This window comes from Bacillus bruguierae, assembly GCF_037104725.1.
Taxonomy (GTDB): domain Bacteria; phylum Bacillota; class Bacilli; order Bacillales; family Bacillaceae_G; genus Bacillus_A; species Bacillus_A bruguierae.
In genome coordinates this window covers 273,166-293,134 of sequence record NZ_JBAWSX010000001.1, presented here as the reverse complement: position 1 = coordinate 293,134, position 19,969 = coordinate 273,166, and the positions used below count along the sequence as shown (strand labels likewise).

Annotated in this window: 19 protein-coding genes and 2 other annotated features; of the genes, 2 read left to right on the top strand and 17 right to left on the bottom strand. The window is 37.5% G+C overall.

Going from position 1 to position 19,969, the window contains the following annotated elements; translation table 11 throughout:
- Positions 1-114: 114 nt before the first annotated feature.
- From rplT to ytxC, 5 genes are all read right to left on the bottom strand, one after another.
- The gene (gene rplT, locus WAZ07_RS01440; RefSeq protein WP_090916428.1) at positions 115-474 is read right to left on the bottom strand and encodes a 50S ribosomal protein L20; all 360 of its coding nucleotides are present in this window, start codon (positions 472-474) and stop codon (positions 115-117) included.
- Between the two features lie 40 nt (positions 475-514).
- A complete protein-coding gene (rpmI, locus tag WAZ07_RS01435; RefSeq protein ID WP_020060080.1) occupies positions 515-712 on the bottom strand; it encodes a 50S ribosomal protein L35 in 198 nt (65 codons plus the stop codon).
- Positions 713-733: 21 nt separating this feature from the next.
- A complete protein-coding gene (infC, locus tag WAZ07_RS01430; protein WP_020060081.1) occupies positions 734-1,237 on the bottom strand; it encodes a translation initiation factor IF-3 in 504 nt (167 codons plus the stop codon).
- A gap of 62 nt (positions 1,238-1,299) precedes the next feature.
- Positions 1,300-1,418, bottom strand: a sequence feature (ribosomal protein L20 leader region).
- Positions 1,419-1,618: 200 nt separating this feature from the next.
- Positions 1,619-3,550 (bottom strand): threonine--tRNA ligase, encoded by a 1,932-nt coding sequence (gene thrS / locus WAZ07_RS01425; RefSeq protein ID WP_336471030.1) that lies wholly within the window; start codon positions 3,548-3,550, stop codon positions 1,619-1,621.
- Between the two features lie 50 nt (positions 3,551-3,600).
- Positions 3,601-3,827, bottom strand: a binding site (T-box leader).
- A gap of 32 nt (positions 3,828-3,859) precedes the next feature.
- Positions 3,860-4,741: a putative sporulation protein YtxC gene (gene ytxC / locus WAZ07_RS01420; protein WP_336471029.1), complete on the bottom strand. Its 882-nt coding sequence runs from the start codon at positions 4,739-4,741 to the stop codon at positions 3,860-3,862.
- A 149-nt stretch (positions 4,742-4,890) separates the two neighbouring features.
- Here ytxC and WAZ07_RS01415 point away from each other — a divergent pair, with 149 nt between their 5' ends.
- Positions 4,891-5,088 carry a DUF4177 domain-containing protein gene (locus WAZ07_RS01415; RefSeq protein WP_336471028.1) on the top strand — a complete coding sequence of 66 codons (198 nt, stop codon included), beginning with the start codon at positions 4,891-4,893 and terminating at the stop codon, positions 5,086-5,088.
- 301 nt (positions 5,089-5,389) lie between these two features.
- On the opposite strand, the gene dnaI is transcribed toward WAZ07_RS01415, so the two are convergent.
- From dnaI to WAZ07_RS01360, 11 genes are all read right to left on the bottom strand, one after another.
- Positions 5,390-6,325 (bottom strand): primosomal protein DnaI, encoded by a 936-nt coding sequence (gene dnaI / locus WAZ07_RS01410; protein ID WP_090916419.1) that lies wholly within the window; start codon positions 6,323-6,325, stop codon positions 5,390-5,392.
- A 29-nt stretch (positions 6,326-6,354) separates the two neighbouring features.
- Positions 6,355-7,743, bottom strand: coding sequence for a replication initiation and membrane attachment family protein (locus tag WAZ07_RS01405; RefSeq protein ID WP_336471027.1), 1,389 nt, complete (start codon positions 7,741-7,743; stop codon positions 6,355-6,357).
- A 344-nt stretch (positions 7,744-8,087) separates the two neighbouring features.
- A complete protein-coding gene (nrdR, locus tag WAZ07_RS01400; protein WP_090916416.1) occupies positions 8,088-8,549 on the bottom strand; it encodes a transcriptional regulator NrdR in 462 nt (153 codons plus the stop codon).
- Positions 8,550-8,911: 362 nt separating this feature from the next.
- Complete coding sequence (speD, locus tag WAZ07_RS01395) at positions 8,912-9,295, bottom strand: adenosylmethionine decarboxylase (protein WP_170857660.1); 384 nt, start codon at positions 9,293-9,295, stop codon at positions 8,912-8,914.
- 371 nt (positions 9,296-9,666) lie between these two features.
- Positions 9,667-10,695: a glyceraldehyde-3-phosphate dehydrogenase gene (locus tag WAZ07_RS01390; RefSeq protein WP_336471026.1), complete on the bottom strand. Its 1,029-nt coding sequence runs from the start codon at positions 10,693-10,695 to the stop codon at positions 9,667-9,669.
- 109 nt (positions 10,696-10,804) lie between these two features.
- Entirely contained in the window at positions 10,805-11,407 is a 603-nt protein-coding gene (gene coaE, locus WAZ07_RS01385; RefSeq protein ID WP_336471407.1) for a dephospho-CoA kinase, read from the bottom strand.
- A 48-nt stretch (positions 11,408-11,455) separates the two neighbouring features.
- The gene (gene ytaF, locus WAZ07_RS01380; RefSeq protein WP_336471025.1) at positions 11,456-12,088 is read right to left on the bottom strand and encodes a sporulation membrane protein YtaF; all 633 of its coding nucleotides are present in this window, start codon (positions 12,086-12,088) and stop codon (positions 11,456-11,458) included.
- A 121-nt stretch (positions 12,089-12,209) separates the two neighbouring features.
- Complete coding sequence (mutM, locus tag WAZ07_RS01375; RefSeq protein ID WP_336471024.1) at positions 12,210-13,040, bottom strand: DNA-formamidopyrimidine glycosylase; 831 nt, start codon at positions 13,038-13,040, stop codon at positions 12,210-12,212.
- 12 nt (positions 13,041-13,052) lie between these two features.
- The gene (gene polA, locus WAZ07_RS01370) at positions 13,053-15,686 is read right to left on the bottom strand and encodes a DNA polymerase I (RefSeq protein WP_336471023.1); all 2,634 of its coding nucleotides are present in this window, start codon (positions 15,684-15,686) and stop codon (positions 13,053-13,055) included.
- Positions 15,687-15,982: 296 nt separating this feature from the next.
- A complete protein-coding gene (pnpS, locus tag WAZ07_RS01365; protein WP_336471022.1) occupies positions 15,983-17,743 on the bottom strand; it encodes a two-component system histidine kinase PnpS in 1,761 nt (586 codons plus the stop codon).
- The gene (locus WAZ07_RS01360; RefSeq protein ID WP_090916402.1) at positions 17,736-18,452 is read right to left on the bottom strand and encodes a response regulator transcription factor; all 717 of its coding nucleotides are present in this window, start codon (positions 18,450-18,452) and stop codon (positions 17,736-17,738) included. The genes pnpS and WAZ07_RS01360 overlap by 8 nt, the downstream gene beginning before the upstream one ends.
- Before the next feature lie 603 nt (positions 18,453-19,055).
- Between WAZ07_RS01360 and WAZ07_RS01355 the strand changes: the two genes are divergently transcribed.
- The gene (locus WAZ07_RS01355) at positions 19,056-19,379 is read left to right on the top strand and encodes a YnfA family protein (protein ID WP_336471021.1); all 324 of its coding nucleotides are present in this window, start codon (positions 19,056-19,058) and stop codon (positions 19,377-19,379) included.
- Between the two features lie 48 nt (positions 19,380-19,427).
- On the opposite strand, the gene WAZ07_RS01350 is transcribed toward WAZ07_RS01355, so the two are convergent.
- Complete coding sequence (locus WAZ07_RS01350; protein WP_090916398.1) at positions 19,428-19,901, bottom strand: MaoC family dehydratase; 474 nt, start codon at positions 19,899-19,901, stop codon at positions 19,428-19,430.
- Between the last annotated feature and the right edge of the window lie 68 nt (positions 19,902-19,969).

The following is a 19,969-nucleotide window of genomic DNA, read 5'->3' as shown; positions in this document are numbered from 1 at the left end:
ACGTCCATTAATCTTTCCTTCTTCCATTTCAGCAAATACATCGTTAATTTCATGAAGGTGACGCGTTTCAATAAAAAAATCCTTAGGAACAATGTCCTAAGGATTTATTATCAATTACTTGTTTAAAGCAGTTTTAGCAGCAGTTGCTAATTCAGCGAAAGCTTTTGCGTCATGAACAGCTAGGTCAGCAAGCATTTTGCGGTTTACTTCGATACCAGCAAGCTTAAGACCGTTCATTAAACGGCTGTAAGAAAGACCGTTCATACGAGCAGCTGCGTTAATACGAGTGATCCATAATTTACGGAAGTCACGTTTCTTTTGACGACGGTCACGGAACGCATACATTAAAGATTTCATTACTTGTTGGTTAGCAACTTTGTATAATGTATGTTTAGAACCGTAGTAACCTTTTGCTAATTTAATAATTTTTTTACGACGTTTACGAGTAACCGTACCACCTTTTACTCTTGGCATATTATTTCCCTCCTAGATATCTATCTGAACAAAATATAAATTACATGTTGTCAAGCATTTGACGAATACGTTTGAAGTCACCAGCGCTTACTACACCAGCTTTACGTAATTTACGTTTAGCTTTTGTAGATTTGTTAGCGAATAAGTGGCTTGTGTAAGCGTGAGAACGCTTTAGTTTACCAGATCCTGTTTTTTTGAAACGCTTTGCAGCGCCGCGGTGAGTTTTCTGTTTAGGCATAGTGATTTCCTCCTCTATTTATTACTTATCATTTTTCGGTGCTAAAACTAAGAACATACTGCGTCCTTCCATTTTTGGCTTAGATTCAATTGTACTAACTTCAGCACAAGCTTCAGAGAAGCGATCTAAAACACGTTGACCGATTTCTTTATGAGTAATAGCACGACCTTTAAAGCGAATAGACGCTTTAACTTTGTCGCCTTTCTCCAAGAATTTAATAGCATTGCGAAGTTTTGTGTTAAAGTCATGTTCATCAATTGTTGGACTTAAACGAACTTCTTTCATACTAATGATTTTTTGATTTTTACGCTGCTCTTTTTCTTTCTTTTGTTGCTCAAAGCGGAATTTTCCGTAGTCCATAATACGGCATACTGGTGGTTTCGCATTTGGAGCAACTAATACTAGATCAAGATTTACGTTTGCAGCCATATCTAATGCTTCTTGACGAGACTTAATTCCAAGTTGATCACCATTTGCACCAACTAAACGTACTTCACGTGCACGAATTTGCTCGTTAATCATCATGTCCTTGCTAATAGTAAGCCACCTCCAAGGTTTTATGGGAATACGTTTCGGGAAGGAAGAACCCAAACAAAAAAGTGCGGGCATACGACACCCACACTTATAATATCTCTAGTAAGAAATACTTACCTGTCAACTGCTTTCGCGTCAATCAGGTGAGAAGCGGGTGCTTCTACTTGTTCCACAAATCCGTATTCTATTATCCTTGATGATTTTACCATAGGACGTGATGCATGTCAAGAAGCTCTACTTCTTAAGTAACAACAAAAAATATTGTAACAAACAAAATGAATACATGCAACATTTTTTTATATAAAGCGAACTTTGGTTCTTATTACCAATCAAAAATGCACAAAAAAGCCGCGGACAAGCCGCGACTTTTTCTTATCGTTTTCCTTCAACCTTAATTAGGTCAACGAATGCATCTAATGAGATTGTTTCTGATTTTTGTTCACCGTATTTACGGACGTTTACACCAGTTTCAGCAACTTCATTGTCACCTACTACAAGCATATACGGAATTTTTTGCATTTGTGCCTCACGGATTTTGTAACCAATTTTCTCGTCACGAGTATCCACTTCAACACGAATGCCAGCACGTTGTAATTCTTCTTGTACTTTCTTCGCATAGTCTAAATGTACTTGCGGAGAAACTGGAATTACTTGTACTTGAACCGGCGCTAACCAAGTTGGGAATGCACCTTTGTATTCTTCGATTAAGAAGGAAACAAAACGTTCCATAGTTGATACAACACCGCGGTGAATAACAACTGGACGATGCTGTTTACCGTCTTCACCGATGTAAGTTAATTCAAAGCGTTCTGGAAGTAAGAAGTCTAATTGTATAGTTGAAAGTGTTTCGTCTTTTCCAAGCGCAGTGCGAACTTGTACGTCAAGTTTCGGACCGTAGAATGCCGCTTCACCTTCTGCTTCATAGTACTCAAGACCCATTTCATCCATAGCTTCTTTTAACATTGATTGAGCTTTTTCCCACATTTCATCGTCATCAAAATACTTTTTAGTATCCGCTGGATCACGATAAGATAAACGGAATGAATAATCTTCTAAATCGAAGTCTTTGTATACTTCTAAAGTTAAGTTTACAACGCGTTTGAATTCTTCTTTAATTTGATCTGGACGAACGAAAATGTGCGCATCATTTAAAGTCATCCCGCGTACACGTTGTAATCCAGATAGCGCACCAGACATTTCATAACGATGCATTGTTCCAAGCTCCGCAATACGGATTGGTAATTCACGATAACTGTGGATATCGTTTTTGTACACCATCATATGGTGAGGACAGTTCATTGGACGAAGTACCAATTCCTCATTATCCATTTCCATCGATGGGAACATGCCATCTCGATAGTGATTCCAGTGACCAGAAGTCTCATAAAGCTCTCGGCTTCCTAGTACTGGAGTATATACGTGATCGTATCCTAAGCTTACTTCTTTATCAACAATGTAACGCTCGATAATACGGCGGACTGTTGCACCTTTTGGTAACCAAAGCGGTAAACCTTGTCCTACTTTTTGGCTATTTGTAAATAGTTTTAACTCTTTACCTAATTTACGATGATCACGCTCTTTCGCTTCTTCAAGCATACGTAAGTGCTCATCTAACTCTGCTTTTTTCACGAATGCAGTACCGTAAATACGTTGCAGCATTTTATTATTGCTATCGCCGCGCCAGTAAGCACCAGCAACGCTTAACAATTTAAATACTTTAATTTTCCCTGTAGATGGAAGGTGAACTCCGCGGCAAAGGTCGAAGAATTCGCCTTGTTCATAAATTGAAATAACCGCATCTTCCGGAAGATCGTTAATCAATTCTAATTTTAGCTCGTCGCCAATTTCTTCATAACGACGAAGCGCTTCAGCACGTGGTACTTCATGGCGAGCAATCTCAAGATTTTCATTTACGATTTTTTGCATTTCTTTTTCGATTTTCGAGAAATCTTCAACTGTGATTGCTTCTTCCATATCGATATCGTAATAGAAGCCATTTTCAATTACAGGCCCAATTCCAAGCTTCACATCTTTATATAAACGCTTTAATGCTTGCGCTAATAAGTGAGCTGTTGAGTGGCGTAAAATGTATAGCCCATCTTCAGAATCTAATGTCACGATAGAAATTGCACCATCTTGCTCAATCGGTGTACGTAAGTCTACCATTTCTTCATTTAATTTCCCTGCAATCGCTTTTTTCTTTAAGCCAGGGCTAATAGAAGCAGCAATGTCTTCAGTTGTTGTTCCTTTTGGAAACTCCTTCACAGCTCCGTCTGGAAATGTAATTTTTACTACATCTGCCATCTTTAGTCACTCCTTTTTCATAGTCAAAATAAAAAACACCCATCCCTATAAAAAGGGACGAGTGTTGAATTCGTGGTTCCACCCTTGTTCCAGCTAACACATTGTTAACTGCTCAAGTTCATGATAACGGCACTTGCCGTCAGCAATTACTAGACATTCGTTCACTGCTGAAGTTCAGAGGTGGTAAGTAATAATCTCGTATTAAGAAGCTCACAGCCTAAGGCTTCTCTCTCTGAGAATCGTGGATAACTACTCATGTCCTCATCGTAACATTTTAATGTATTTTCATGTATGTACGTAATTATATGCTCAAAAATTTAGAAAATCAAGGGCGTTCCCTTTATTTTTGAATTTTGTCACATTCTTTTCAAATTCATGAAGCGCATATAACTGCACTCTCTCCTGAAATACATTTTGAATCGTTACAATCATATTATGATCTTGTTCTTTCGCATACAGATGAATTCTTTTAGGCGCGATTGACAGAAGCGGTGCCATAATATTCGGATCAATGTATAGATCTTTTTGAGAGAGTAATTCTTCTTCTATATACTGAACAAGTTTTTCTTGTTTTAAACGTCTTCCCTTTTCATCATAAAAGACACAACTATCATTAAACACGAGATGCAAGCAAGATAAACGTGATTTTCGGCTGCTTACTTGTTGCCGTAATGTTTCTACGAACATTTGATACTCTTGTTCTAACTTATATTCATCTATCGCCATCTCCGCCGTTCGATACAAAAATTCATTGTACTTTCTCAAGCGAAAACGAATGTACGCTTCAAACGAAAACGACATTGTATCATGTATCCATCCTTGTAAAGAAGACAGTACCAATTCTGTCCCTCTTTCCTTCGAAGGTGCATCTACTAATCCTTTTCGTTTCCCTTTTAAAATAGAATGAGCCATATGTAAAATTTGATTTCGTTCTTCTCGCTCTTCATAATAAAATTTATCTTTTAAAATCGCACTTATCCATTCATCTTGTTTCGTATTGATAATATATTGCACAAATACAGGAATAACCACTTGATCAATGTAGCGTGACTCTTGTATTGGTATATGAACAATTACCATTTGTTCGTACAAGTAAATGCTTATTTCTTCATATATATGATCTGTCCTTTTTTTAAGCTCTTTATATACAACAATAGCATCATTTTTTTCTTCGAAGCAGATTTCAATCACTTTTGTCCCCCCTTTTATAATTCTTGCTATTTCCATATATATTAGGGAGATGTACAAAAAATGATACAAGCTAGCATGAATTTTTCATATTCATAAGCTATTTTTATTGTATAATTTAACTATAAAGATTTTAAAAGGAGCGATACACTATGTACGAATATAAATTTGTTAAAATAGAACTAAAATCTAGTCTAATGAAATCCCAGCCAAAAGAAGATTATCAAACGATCATTACAGAACATGCAAAAGAAGGGTGGCGCTTCGTACAAATTTTTGCTCCTAGTACGGTAGGATATGGATCAGCTGCATATTTTGAACTTATTTTCGAACGAAAACAAACGATATAAAGTGAAACTTCCATCAGTGTGGGGTTCTTCATCCCCACTGATGGAAAGCCCGTCCAATCGGGCAAATGCCAGCAGTTATCCCCCCTATCTTCTTTAGAAAAGCGGAAGTGGCTCGCCCAGAATGTGAGGGGGATGGAGCTTCTGACGTAGAGGTGTTTTTTGCCTCATAGGAAGAAGCGAAGCCACCGAACATTCTAGCCACTGGAGCCGGACAGCGTTTTTCTCTCAATCTTGAGGTGAGGGTCTTACTGCACGCGAATAGCGGGATAATAAAAAAAAGAGCAAACTCACTGCTTGCTCTTTACGTATACCTACGGTTTTTTCCGCCAATAGAAATCGGCTTTGCTAAATATTTAATACGCTCCATAATGCGAGCTGCTTTCATTTCTTCTGCTTCTCCGCGCTGTGTATACGTTAAATGATGCTCGAGCTGTTTAAAATCAAAGTTAGATGTGAAAAACGTCGGTAAGTTCTCAAGCATACGGAATTGTAAAATCGCTCCAAGTACATCATCACGCACAAAGCTCGACATCGCTTCCGCTCCAATATCATCTAACATGAGTACTGGCACATGTTTGACGGCATCAATTTTTTCACTAATCGTATTATTTTGCAATGAGCTTTTAATTTCTCGTAAAAATTCCGGCAAATATACGATCATGGAGCTAATTTTACGCTGCGCTAGTTCATTTGCAATCGCTCCTAAAATAAATGTTTTCCCAACACCAAACGGACCATAAAAATATAAAGCTTGCACCTTTTTCCCTTGCTCGTACTCACTTAAAAATTCATTTGCAGCTCGAATTGCCTCAAACCGCTCTCCATCTGACAAATCAAGAGAAGACATAGACGCCTGCAGAATATCTTTTGGCATATAAATGCTCTGAATGAGTTTTTCTTGTTTCTTTCGTTCATCATAAGCCACTTTTCTCACGCAGCAATCGTATTGAATATCAATCATCTTCCCTTGAATAATAAGCTTTGGTTCGTATCCTTGAATCATGTTTTTGCATGACTCTAAGTTCGGACAATCTTTACATCCAACGCTTTGTCCAATGTACTCATATAACTTCACAAGGCTACGTTCAACCATCGACGTTGTTACTTCGCCTTTATGTTCTTCTATAAACGATTTCACACGTGGATGCGCCATTACCTCTTCTTTTAATACTTCATATCTATTCTTAAAATTTTCATTTTGCATTAACTTCGCAAATGTATTTTGAATTGGTTCCATTTCTTCACCTCAAAGGGAGCTCGCCTCTATTAGTTTCGCTTATATTTTTTCAGCTGTTCCTCTAACTTTTTACGCTCTTCTTCTAAATTCCCCTGCTCTTCACTGCGATGGGATGGCTCGCTATCTTCTGTTTGTTCCTTTAACCAATCTGGTACAAGTTCTTTACGAACCGTTTTCTTCGTCGTCTTCCCTTTTTTCTTTGTTTCCGCCCATTCTTGATATTGACGATTTTCCTCTTTCGCAAGCCCCATCGCTTCCGTTACTGTTGTAATTTTTTTACGAGCCCAGTGTCCGGCAATTTTCTCTACATACGATTTCGCTAACTTCATATCAGAACGAAGCATTACATAATAAATAAGTACATTTACAACACCTGGCGTTAGCTTCTGATGCAACATAACATCTTCAATAATTTGCAAATCAGCCTTCGTCGGCTCAGCCCCGCCCGAAATTTCTTTTAATAACTCTCTTGGTGAAATTTCTTCTAGCTGTTTAATGAGCATCTCTTCTTGTGTTGTCGGTTCTTTCTCCTTCATCGTCCGAGCATGCAACGGCTGCGTCCGCTCACTCAATATAGGAAGTGCCTGTCCATTCTCAAATTGGTACCAATCACGCGCACCTTTTCGCAATCGTTCCATATCAATTGTATTATGCTCCGTAACAGCACCAAGAACAATATTTTGCATGGATAACGGATCAATACCATATACGTAAGCTAATATTATCACACATTCACGCATCTGATCCGTGATTGCTTTACGCGGCACAAGCGCTGATAATCCTTCTACAAATAATGAAAAATCAAAGAAATCATTCCAAATTTGAGGTGCATTCCCCTCAGCTCTGCTCGGCATCACAGTCGCGTTTGGTATAAGCAGTTCTTCCTTGGCATGCTCCACTTGACCTGGATTAAAAGAACCAAACACATCATTAAAGGATCGTGTTGCATTTTCATAAGAAGCAAAATCAAATTCTTCTTCTAAGAAATATTGCTTCACTTGATTATATTTCGCCTTACTTAAGCGGTTATATAAAAAAATACTTAATACAATATCATCAAAAAATTGTTTTGGCATAAGTGGTGGCTGTAACTCATAAATAAACATGCGAATATCTTTTTCTTTTTTCACATACACATTTAAAAGTCCAATCGCCTCTAACTTTATACGTTCTTCATAAATATCCGGGAGCTGCATTTGCATTGTTACCATAATAGAATGATGTGTATTTTCTTTTCCAAATAAACGGTCCTGCTCTAACTCGCCCCACAATGTCATATATAGACTAAAAGCTTTACTGCCAATTAGCGGTTGATATAACATTGTCAGCACTTTACGATCATAATTGCTGAGCAGCCCTCTTGCACTTACTTTGTAACGGTCAATTGGCAACAGCTCCATCCATGACTGTCTTTCCATCCTTGCAAATCCTTTCTGTCATTCGTTTTCATGGTTAGTTCCACTTATCTTCTTCGTTTCTCTTTGAATCTCGAGGTGGAGGCCTAACTACCCGCGAATAGCGGGATAAATCTATTTTGATTTTTCAACATATAAATCGCGGCTATGCAGAATACAACATGCCCGCTACTTGCTTGCTCCATTTGTTTGTAAACCTCGCATGTGGCAGGAAAAGGACCTAACCGCTTCTATGCACGGCCAGATGCTCTCGTCCTCCTCTAAAAGAAAGAGGTTTTATGTCGTTTTTTCAATTTGTATTTATATATTAGTGAAAAAAGAGCTAATAGCTTACGCTTCTAGCTCTTTTATTTTCGTTCTTTTTGAAGAATATCTTTCAGCTCTTCAATAAATACGTTCAAATCTTTAAATTGTCGATAAACAGATGCAAAACGCACATATGCAACATCATCAATATCACGAAGCGCTTCCATGACCATTTCACCAATCATATCGCTTTTTACTTCTGACATTCCTAAGTTACGCAATTCCCGTTCTACATGTTGCGTGATTTCCTCTAATTGTTTCAACGTTACAGGTCGCTTTTCACACGCTTTAATTAAACCACGCAAAATTTTCTCTTTGTTAAATTCTTCTCGCGTCCCTTCTTTTTTTACAACAATGAGCGGCGGCTCTTCGACACGTTCAAATGTTGTAAAGCGATTGAGACAACTTTCGCACTCTCTTCTTCTGCGAATGGATCGTCCTTCGTCAACCGGACGTGAATCCAATACTCTCGTACCATTGTGAAAACAGGATGGACAACGCAATCCGTTCACTCCTTTACAATTTAATTTTATCTTAACAAAACTAAAACATTTTAAACAAGAATTTTCTCTTCTATATTATAAGCACTTGATCAAATACACTTATGTATAAACAAATTCCTTCTTATATAATAGATATATAAGTAATACAATATAAAGTGAAACTTCCATCCGAGGGGGTTTTCTTCATCCCCCTCGGATGGTTAGTTGAACCAATCGGGCTTTTACGGGCAGTTATCCCTCACCTATCTCCTTCACTTCTCTCTGAATCTTGAGGCGGGGGTCTTACTGCCCGTTAATGCGGGATAAACTAAAAAGAGGTGTATTATACACCTCTTTACATTTTAAATCAATTATCTTCTTTTTTAAAGAGCTTTTGTCTCTCTTTGCTTAATTTCGAAGCTACCTGTACCGCGAGGAAGTTCAATACTTTCTCTCGTCTTTGCTCCTAATCCTTCAGCGATATACTCCGCAGCAACATTTGGATCAATGCGATCACCACAAGTATATACATCAATACTTGCATAACCATGCTCCGGAAAACTGTGAATTGTTAAGTGAGATTCAGAAATAATTACAACTCCACTTACACCTTGTGGTGCAAACTTATGGAAAGCAACCTCACGTACTTCAGCGCCTGCTCGAAGTGCTGCATCCACAAATAATTTTTCAATATAAGGCATATCATTAAGCTTGTCGAAATCGCAATCCCAAAGTTCCGCGATTACGTGACGACCCATAGTGTCCATAGTATCCATTCTACAGTTCCCCCTTGTTAATTTAATTTAACTGTTCGAATTGAAAACTAATTTGCAATTTGGCTTGCTCCACTACCACGGGGGAAAGTTAGTCCAGAGAGGTCCTAACCCTTTAAGTAGTGACTACCACCTCAGCTCTTAAGTTTACGAATGTTAGTATACTTTGTTTATTTTCATTTTGCAACAACAGTTTTTTTATTTTCCCAACGACACTTTCCCTTTTACTTTTCTAAAAAAAAGGAAAAGATTCAAAATCACAGTATTCATAGCTATTCTAGGTGATTTACATAGAAAATATATGTAATTTTTTTCTATTACAAAAAGAAAAAAAGACAGGCTAACGCCTGCCCTTTTCTCATCTATTAAATATGTTGTACGTTTTCTTGTTTCGCAAATTGATCTACAACAAGCTTTACAAGGTCTACAACACGACGAGAATAACCCCATTCGTTATCGTACCAAGCAAGTACTTTTACTTTTCGCTCACCCATTACCATTGTAGATAAACCATCAATGATTGCAGAATGCGTATTTGTATTAAAATCTATAGAAACAAGCGGCTCATCGCTAAATGCGACAATTCCTTTTAATGCACCGCTCGCAACATTCATAAATGCTTCATTAATCTCTTCCACTGTTACATCGCGTTTTACATCTACAACTAAGTCAACAAGAGATACATTTGGTGTCGGAACGCGAAGTGCCATACCATGAAGTTTTCCATTTAAATGCGGAAGAACTTTTGCTAACGCTTTCGCAGCACCTGTCGTTGTTGGAATGATAGATTGGCCGCATGCACGTGCTCTGCGTAAATCTTTATGTGGATTATCAATATTTTTTTGGTCATTTGTGTATGCATGAACTGTTGTCATTAAACCGTTTTCAATTCCAAACTGCTCATCTAACACCTTTACAACAGGTGCTAAACAGTTTGTTGTGCAAGATGCATTTGAAATAACGATATGTTTTGTAATATCAAGTTGTTCGTCGTTTACACCAACAACAATTGTTACATCTTCATCTTTTCCTGGCGCAGTTAAAATAACGTTTTTCGCACCAGCTTCTACGTGAAGACTTGCTTTTTCTTTGGAGTTAAACTTACCTGTTGCTTCAATCACAACGTCTACTCCCAATTCTTTCCAAGGCAATTCTTTTGGATCGCGGTTGTTTAAAAGGCGAATCATTTTACCATCTACTAATAGATGATCTTCAAACGCTTCTACTGTACCATCAAATTTACCGTGAACTGTATCATATTTAATTAAATGTGCTAACGTTTCAGATGGGTAGCTCGCATTAATTGCTACAATTTCGAATGCGCTTTCTTTTACTGCCTGACGAAACACCATTCTCCCAATACGTCCAAACCCATTAATTGCCACACGAATCATAATATGTTATCCCCCTTGATTGCGTTATACTATTTATCTCAAATCCCAATAATAGTATAACACAAAAAGAGGATATGTCACTAAACAATTTCATCATTTTCAAAATTTTTTATTTAATAATATTCCATTCCTTTAAAATGCTACTTAATTGCGCTTTCGTTTCTTCTATTGTGCCATTATTATTAATCACTTTATCTGCTAATACTATTTTCTCTTGTAGCGGCATTTGGGCAGCAATTCGTGCTTTCGCCTCTTCTTGTGTAAAATTGTTACGTTCCATTAGCCTTGTAATTTGCGTTTCATTGTCCACATAAACGAGTAAAATTTGATCTACAATACTTGTTAATTTACTCTCGAATAAAAGCGGAATATCGAGCACAATCGCTTGCGCATTTTCTCTTATGTATCTATCCTTTTGTGCATTCATTTCGTTTCGTACAGCGGGATGCACAATACCATTTAACAGCAACCGTTTTTCTTCATTGTGGAATACAATGCTACCAAGTTTCGGACGATTTAACTCTTCATTGTCCCCAAGCACTTCTTTTCCAAATGCTTTTACAATTTCGTTATACGCTTCCTTACCAGGCTCCACAACTTCCCTTGCAATAATATCTGCATCAATGACTGGAATGTGAAAACCTTGAAACATTTTTGATACTGTACTTTTTCCACTGGCAATGCCGCCCGTTAATCCAATTACAACTGTCATCATAATCCCCCTTATAATAAAAGACGTGAAACAATCGTTTCACGTCTCTTACATTTTCCAAATTCCAATAATAATAAGTAATACACCTGGTAAAAACGTGAATTTTTGTAGCCATCGCATATTTGATAATACTGTCCCTACTTTCATTCCACTGAACAAAAATAGCGAGCTCATTACCGCAACTAATCCTGCCATCAGTAATGGAGAATATCCAAGTAAAGATGCCCCAATCCCAGCTCCAAATGAATCTAATGAAAGTGCCACACCAAGAAGAAGCGCTTCTATTCCAGAAATGGTTCCAGACTTATCAAAATCAGCAACAGTTGGTTTTCGTAAAATTTGAATGACAAGACCGAGAGACGCAATTTCTAAGTTCCATACTTTTTCTTCTTGCAGCGCATCCTCTTTTTTATCACTTTGAAAAAATTGATACAACACCCATGCACCGATTGCTACCAGAACGAATCCTCCAATTCTTTTCGCCAGCACCGGTGAAAAAATTTGAGCAATCATATGCCCGATTCCCATTGAGAGTATCATCACAACGGCTGAACAAACCCCGATTACAACAATTGATTTCAGTGGAATCCGAACATTCCGAAGCCCGTACGTAAGCCCTACACTACAGCTATCCAAACTTAACGTAAAAGCTAATAAAATAAGAGAAAAATAATGATACATCGATAAGCTCCTTCCCTATACATAGCTTTGCTTATATATATGACAAAAGCCTATCCGATGTTATTGTGAAAAATAAAATGATATTGCTGTCTATAAATCTGTTTACCGCTGTTTCGTTTGTTTAACTTTTCGGCTGACAAGCCGGACAATAATGTGTACCACGCCCGCCAACAACTGTTTTTTCAAGCAAAGTGCCGCACGTTTCACATGGCTCGCCTTTTCTTCCGTATACATAAAGCCGCTCTTGAAATGAACCAACCTTTCCTTGTGAATTCACATACGTACGAATCGTACTTCCACCACGCTCTACTGCTTCCGATAACGTTGCGACGATTTCTTTGTACAACGTTTCAAATTCTTCTTGTGTTAAAGAAGACGCTTCTCGCTCTGGGTGAATACGTGAACGAAATAATACTTCATCTACATATATATTACCAAGACCCACTAAAATACGTTGATCCAGTAAGGCAACCTTTACTTTCCGAGCAGTTTTTTGTAATTTTTCTTGTAAATACATAGGTGTTAACTCAGTTGAAAAAGGTTCCGGCCCTAAATCCGCAAGCGGCATAACTATAAACTCTGTACCTTTTTCAAACAGATGCATCGTACCAAATTTCCGTACATCTTTGTAACGAAGTTCTGTACCATCTGTAAAACGAAAACGGACATGTGTATGCTTATCCACTGTATCCTCACTATCGTGAAGCATATATTTCCCTTCCATTCGTAAATGAGACACAATAACGTAACGGGTTACATATATAAGAAGAAACTTGCCGCGGCGTTTGACCTCTTCGATTGTTTCGCCGCGCAGCATCTCTTTGAAAAGTTCAGCGTCATCTGGTTCTTTCACTAAATTTGGATATGTTACAATCACTTCTTCAATTGTCTTTCCTTTGACGAGCCCTTCTAGCGTTCGCCTTACATTTTCAACCTCTGGTAATTCTGGCATACTATCACTTCCTTACTTTGCGTCATACCACGTTGGACCGTATGAATAATCAACCTTTAATGGAACGGAAAGCTCAATCGCATGCTCCATCACTTCAGGTACAAGTTTCTCTAACTTTTCTACCTCTTCTTGCGGCACTTCAAAAATAAGTTCATCGTGCACTTGCAGTAGAAGACGTGCTTGTAATCCTTCTTCTTCTAATCGATCCGCCATAATAATCATTGCTTTTTTGATAATATCAGCAGCACTTCCTTGAATAGGTGTATTCATTGCAGTCCGCTCTGCAAAGCCACGCACATTAAAATTACGACTCGTAATTTCTGGGATGTAACGACGGCGATTTAGCAATGTAGATACATAGCCTTTTTGTTTCGCCTCTTGCACAATATCACTCATGTACTCTTTGACTCCTGGAAAACTCTCTAAATACTTTTGAATGAAATCTGCTGCTGCTTTTCGCGTAATACCTAGGTTTTGCGATAAACCGTAGTCACTAATTCCATATACAATCCCGAAGTTTACCGCTTTCGCTTGACGTCTCATATTAGACGTTACATCATCCTTTTCAACGCCAAACACATCCATCGCTGTTTTTGTGTGAATATCCATATCATGTTGGAATGCTTCAATTAAACCGTGATCTTTCGAAATATGGGCTAATACACGTAATTCGATTTGAGAATAATCTGCTGCAAACATGACCCAATCTTTTTCTGACGGAATAAACGCTTGACGTATTTTTCTTCCTTCCTCTAAACGAATCGGAATGTTTTGTAAGTTAGGTTCCGTTGAGCTTAAACGACCTGTTTGTGTTAACACTTGGTTAAAGCGCGTATGAATTTTAGACGACTCTGTATACACAACTTTTAATAATCCTTCGATGTACGTAGAATTTAATTTCCCTAACTGACGATAATGCAAGATTTTCGGAATAATTTCATGATGTTCCATTAATTTTTCTAAAACATCAGCCGATGTAGAATAACCTGTTTTTGTCTTCTTAATAACCGGTAAGTTTAAAGTTTCAAATAAGATGACACCAAGCTGCTTCGGTGAGTTAATATTAAATTCTGTTCCTGCCAGCTCATAAATTTCTTCTTCCATTTTCTTTAGCTGCGTAGCCAATTCATCCCCCATCGTGCGGAGACGATTTGCATCAACTGCAACGCCCTTACATTCCATATCTGCTAATACACGGCAAAGCGGCATTTCCAGCTCAGTAAATAATTCGTACTGCTCATTATTTTTCAACTCTTCAATAAACGATTGCTGTACATCATATAACACATGTACTTTTCGTGCTACGTGTTCCGCGACAACCGTCTGCTCTGGTACAGCACGTTTTGCACCTTTTCCATACACTTCTTCATCTGATTGCACAGCATGCATATCTTTCATTTTCGCAACAGCACGGAAATCTTTATCTGTCTCCGCTGGATCAAGTAAGTAAGCTGCAATTAATAAATCAAAGTCAATTCCCTTTATTTCATAGCCTTTCCACTTTAACGAAACAATTGCACGCTTTGCGTCAAATGTATACTTCTTCATCTCTGGATTTGCTAACCAGTTCGTAAAAGCTTCTGATGAAAGAGCAATATCAGCCTTGACAAAGTAACATCCATTTTCGTTTTGAATACCAAACCCTTGAATATCCGCTCCGTGATAATTATCCTCTTGCACTTCTACAATGATTGCACTATCCTGCTGCAACATTTCTTCCGTTACTTCTTCTACAATTTCAAATGAAATATCATCAAGCTCAGCTGCAGGTGTTTCTACAACCGGTGCGCCGAGCTTCGTTAAGAGAGAATGGAACCCTAAGTTCTCGAACACCGGAATTACATCGCTATGTTCATATCCGTTAAAAGCAATATCTTCTAAATGAATTGTAACTGGTGCATCGGTAATAATTGTCGCTAACTCTTTACTCATCAATGCTTGTTCTTTATTTTCTTCAAGCTTCTCTTTTAATTTCTTACCGCTCACTTTGTCTAAGTTTTCATATACAGCCTCTACTGTTTCAAATTGTGTTAACAATTTAATAGCTGTCTTCTCGCCAACACCAGGGACACCTGGGATATTATCTGATTGATCTCCCATTAGTCCTTTCATATCAATAATTTGCTTTGGTGATAAGCTGTATTTTTCAAATAACGTTTCTTTCGTATACTCATCTACTTCTGTAATTCCTTTACGCGGAATACAAACGCGCGTATTGTCTGAAACAAGTTGAAGCAAATCTTTATCTCCTGAAATCACTTTTACTTCAATCCCTTGCTCACTCGCTTCTTTCGCCAATGTTCCCATAATGTCATCCGCTTCGTAGTTCTCTAATTCGTAGCGAGGCACATGAAACGCATCTAACAATTCACGAATGAATGGAAACTGCTCTGATAATTCTGGTGGCGTTTTTTGGCGGCCGCCTTTATATTCACTAAATGTTTTATGACGAAACGTCGTTTTCCCCGCATCAAAAGCAACGAGCATATGCGTTGGTTTTTCTTCTTCTAAAATTCTCATTAACATCATCGTAAAACCATAAATGGCATTTGTATGTATACCTTTATCGTTATTTAAAAGCGGCAATGCAAAGAACGCGCGATACGCAATATTATTTCCATCAACTAAAACAACTTTCTTTTCCAAATGGAACAACCTCCCCGTAAAAAATTAAAACGATTTCTCAATACAATAGAAAAAGCCGTTGTTTTTCTTCTCTCTATATTACCACGACTGAAAGAGAGAAGAAAAACAATGGCTTTCTTTATAACTATATTCAACATAATAATTAAAAACTATTTTGTCATGCAAAAGGGAAGTGACGAGAATAAGCTTCCTTATCCTCGTCCCAAACTACTCCTTGGATGAAGGGGTTTTCATGTATTATAGTAACAGACCTTTATTAATATAAAATGAAGCTATTGTTAATATAATGTAAACATCTATTTCGTATACTTTTGAAGAGTAACAATAAATGTCGTTCCAACCCCAATCTTACTTTCTACAGTAATCATCCCATGATGTGCTTCAACTAAATGTTTCACAATAGATAATCCAAGTCCTGTACCACCCGTATTACGACTGCGCGCTTTATCAACACGGTAAAAACGTTCAAAAATACGAGGAATCTGCCCTTTTTCTATTCCAATACCTGTATCTGACACCTTTATATATACGTTTTGGCTATCATGAGAAAACGTAACAGAAACAGCTCCTCCGGCCGGCGTATATAGAATTGCGTTATTCATCAAGTTAATAAAAACTTGTTTTAACCGCACTGCATCTCCTATGACAGAAATATGATCATTCACATCAACATGCAAACGAATGTCTTTATCTGTTGCTTTATTATTTAGTATCATACCAACTTCTTCTAGCAGCTCTTTTAAATCGACAACACCCATATTTAATTGAAACCCTTGTTGCTCAATTTTCGATAAATCAAGTAAGTCTTCAATTAACGCTTGCATTCGGTCGCTTTCTTTCAAAATAATATGTAAGAAGTGCTCTCGAAACTGCTGGTTTTCCATCGCTCCGTCAAGTAATGTTTCTGAAAATCCTTTAATAGAAGTAATTGGTGTTTTCAGTTCATGCGAAACATTTGCCAAGAAATCTTTACGCATTTGCTCAAGCTTCTTAAGCTCTGTAATATCATGGAAAACAAGGACAATTCCTTTCCATTCATGGTTCGTTCCAATAATAGGAGCACCGTACACTTCAAAATGTTTTCTTTCAATTTCAAGAGGCAACAACATTTGCTTTCGCACTTTAACCTCTGTCATAAAAATTTCTTCCACGAGTTCGACAATTTCTTTATGTATAAATGCCTGATAATATAACCGATGCAAATACTCTTCATCTGTTACATGGAAAATCTCTTTATAAGAGCGGTTAACAAGACTAATATAACCACGGCTATCAATTAAAATCATGCCGCTCCCCATATTTTCAATAAGTGTATGCAACCGATCTTGCTGCATTTCTTGCTCTAATGTCATCTCTTGTAAATTACGTGCTAAAATGTTCATCGCCTTACTAAGCATTCCCGTTTCATCTGAATGTTTTTCATAAGCACGCGCTTTATAGTTCCCTTTTGCCAATTCAATAGCTACTTTTGTAACAGACTCAATCGGCCGAATATATTGTGCTGTAATTTTCATCCCAAGAAATATAACAACGAGACAAGAACTAATAAAGCCAACAATTAACAAGCCCCACATTTTGGGATGTACAGTTTTCAAAGATTCCATAGAAGCGTTAATAATGAGATACCCTTTCTTCCCCTGTGCATCTTGAATAAAAGTCGCATAATAATAAGGGTATTTATCCTTTGTTTCCTTCATCACCACTGTATGCGGTTGTTTTCTTGCTTCATAAAGAAGTTCTTCTATCACTTCTTTATGTAACACAGTCTGCTCTTTTACAGTATCATATTGAACTTGTTTTTGTTCATCTAGAAACGTTACGTATAAACTGAAGTGCTCTTCTAATTTCGAAAATACATTTGGATCCTTTAGAACATGATCAATTCCTTCCACCTCAACGACAGAAGCAATATATTTTGTTTCTTTCTCGATTCTCTCATGGACATGATCAACATAAAATCCTTCAAATACTTTTTCAATCAACATCCCTGTTCCTACAACAATAAGTACAATGAGAGAAATAAACGTAAGGAGAAGCCTTGAGCGAAATTTATTCATCTCCTTTTGGCTCCTCCAATTTATAACCTAATCCGCGGATTGTTTTAATATAAGTTGGTTTTTTTGTGTTTTTTTCGATTTTATCTCGCAAGTGACTAATATGAACATCAACAATACGTGTATCACCAGCAAAGTCATAATTCCACACTGCACTTAGCAGCTGATCGCGAGTTAACACGCGGCCTTTATGTTTCGCTAAATATACGAGTAATTCAAACTCTTTTGGCGTAAGTTCTAACTTATCTCCTTTAAAGTATGCTTCATAAAAATCTGGTAAAATTTTCAACCCAGCAAGTATAATACTATTTTCATCTTCTGCTTCCGGAGCTTGTTCATCATGAATTTTCGTACGGCGCAAAATAGCTTTTACACGCGCAACTACTTCTCTTGGACTAAACGGCTTTGTCATGTAATCATCTGCTCCAAGCTCAAGCCCTAATACTTTATCAAATTCATCGTCTTTTGCAGTTAACATTAAAATAGGAGTCATTATCCGCCCTAGACGCAGTTCTTTACAAACTTCCATGCCATCCATCTTTGGAAGCATTAAATCTAATATAATGAGATCAGGACGCTCTGTCTGTGCCTTATGCAGCGCTGTTTCCCCATCCATCGCTGTTATAACCTCAAACCCTGCTTGCTGCAGATTAAATTCGATTAAAGTTAAAATAAACTCCTCATCGTCTACGACCAAAATTCGATTGCTCATTCTATTCCTCCAAGTTATAGGTTCTAAACCTTCCTCATCCTAATACCCTTCCCCGATATTTCCATCATACTAGAAAACAAAATCCCTCTCAATACAATTGTGCTTTGAAAAATGTGACTTTATTTCCTACTTTACAAGCAGTCTCCTACTGACTGCTGTTTCACTTTATGCTACCCTTATACAAGAAAACGATAAAATACATTTTCCTATATTGTTAAGCAGTGTAGGCTTTGTTTCCAGAAAGGGGTATTTAGATACCGTAAGTCTAAAACTGGTAACGATATTCTACTTATATTTATTGGTTATATATTGATGATGATATTCTTAGCTTATATTGGGGCGACAGACCATAAATAGCGGGATAAACTACTCTTCTTTTCAAGAGTAAAGAGCATCTAGTGGAGTAATCTTGATCCTTTTTCGATATATAGATTGCGGCCATGCAGAAGAGCCCTCACTTGCTTTCTCTCTTTGTTTTACCTTGCATGTGGCAGGAAAGGGCACTGACCGTTTCTACGCATAGCCAGATGCTCTCGTCCTCCGAAAAAGAATGGTTTTATTTCTTTTTTAATTTGGATTTATATAGAATAGAAAGGAGCTTTTATGTTAAAAGCATTTATTATCTTTTTTCTTGCAGGCTTAGCTGAAATTAGCGGCGGTTACCTTATTTGGAAATGGCTGCGCGAAGGCGGTTCTATTGGAATTGGACTCATCGGAGCAGTTATTTTATTTTTATATGGTGTTATCGCTACGTTTCAAGTATTCTCAAGTTTCGGAAGAGTGTATGCAGCTTACGGCGGCGTGTTTATTGTCATGAGTTTGCTGTGGGGCTGGTGGATTGATAAGAAAACTCCCGACTTATTCGACTGGGCTGGGGCCTCCGCTTGTATCATCGGCGTATTTATTATGTTATGGCCGCGTGGGTAAAAAACGAAAGCTGTCCCAAAAGCACTATTTTTAGGACAGCTTCTTTCATTAAAAATTATCCAGTGATCTTTCAAATATCGTCGTTAAATGATGCGGCGGTGCTACTGTTAGTAACCCTTTTATTACTTCTTCTTCCTGTTCATTGTACGCAACCATTTGCATTTCAATGAAATGATCTTCTGGGTAAACGGAAACAACTTCAAAATGAATTTGGAGCGTTGTGTAGTGATATACAGGCTTTACAAATTCGAGTTCTTGTCTTACAACGTGACTTCCTGGACCAGGTAAGTACTTTGTAACTGCAGTTGTAACAATCCCCGTTAACATAATAGTTGGTACAATTGGTTTTTCATACGGAGTTTGGGATGCGTAATCATGCTGAATATATAACGGATTCGAATCATTCGTTAATCCTAAATATAATAACAAATCTTTGTCTTCTATTTTCTCTGTAACGGATAACTTTTCCCCTAATGTAATTTCATCCATTTTACGACCTAATTTGCTTCTTTTCTTTAACATGATACAATCCCTCCGATCGATATTTTCATTATCCTACTCGAAGTGATATATTATACGAATCTTTATAA

Coding starts and splice junctions, on each gene's coding strand:
- rplT (WP_090916428.1), bottom strand. CDS start 474: ATGCCAAGAGTAAAAGGTGGTACGGTTACTCGTAAACGTCGTAAAAAA.
- rpmI (WP_020060080.1), bottom strand. CDS start 712: ATGCCTAAACAGAAAACTCACCGCGGCGCTGCAAAGCGTTTCAAAAAA.
- infC (WP_020060081.1), bottom strand. CDS start 1,237: ATGATGATTAACGAGCAAATTCGTGCACGTGAAGTACGTTTAGTTGGT.
- thrS (WP_336471030.1), bottom strand. CDS start 3,550: ATGGCAGATGTAGTAAAAATTACATTTCCAGACGGAGCTGTGAAGGAG.
- WAZ07_RS01415 (WP_336471028.1), top strand. CDS start 4,891: ATGTACGAATATAAATTTGTTAAAATAGAACTAAAATCTAGTCTAATG.
- dnaI (WP_090916419.1), bottom strand. CDS start 6,325: ATGGAACCAATTCAAAATACATTTGCGAAGTTAATGCAAAATGAAAAT.
- WAZ07_RS01405 (WP_336471027.1), bottom strand. CDS start 7,743: ATGGAAAGACAGTCATGGATGGAGCTGTTGCCAATTGACCGTTACAAA.
- speD (WP_170857660.1), bottom strand. CDS start 9,295: ATGGACACTATGGGTCGTCACGTAATCGCGGAACTTTGGGATTGCGAT.
- WAZ07_RS01390 (WP_336471026.1), bottom strand. CDS start 10,695: ATGATTCGTGTGGCAATTAATGGGTTTGGACGTATTGGGAGAATGGTG.
- coaE (WP_336471407.1), bottom strand. CDS start 11,407: ATGACAGTTGTAATTGGATTAACGGGCGGCATTGCCAGTGGAAAAAGT.
- ytaF (WP_336471025.1), bottom strand. CDS start 12,088: ATGTATCATTATTTTTCTCTTATTTTATTAGCTTTTACGTTAAGTTTG.
- mutM (WP_336471024.1), bottom strand. CDS start 13,040: ATGCCAGAATTACCAGAGGTTGAAAATGTAAGGCGAACGCTAGAAGGG.
- pnpS (WP_336471022.1), bottom strand. CDS start 17,743: ATGAATAAATTTCGCTCAAGGCTTCTCCTTACGTTTATTTCTCTCATT.
- WAZ07_RS01360 (WP_090916402.1), bottom strand. CDS start 18,452: ATGAGCAATCGAATTTTGGTCGTAGACGATGAGGAGTTTATTTTAACT.
- WAZ07_RS01355 (WP_336471021.1), top strand. CDS start 19,056: ATGTTAAAAGCATTTATTATCTTTTTTCTTGCAGGCTTAGCTGAAATT.
- WAZ07_RS01350 (WP_090916398.1), bottom strand. CDS start 19,901: ATGTTAAAGAAAAGAAGCAAATTAGGTCGTAAAATGGATGAAATTACA.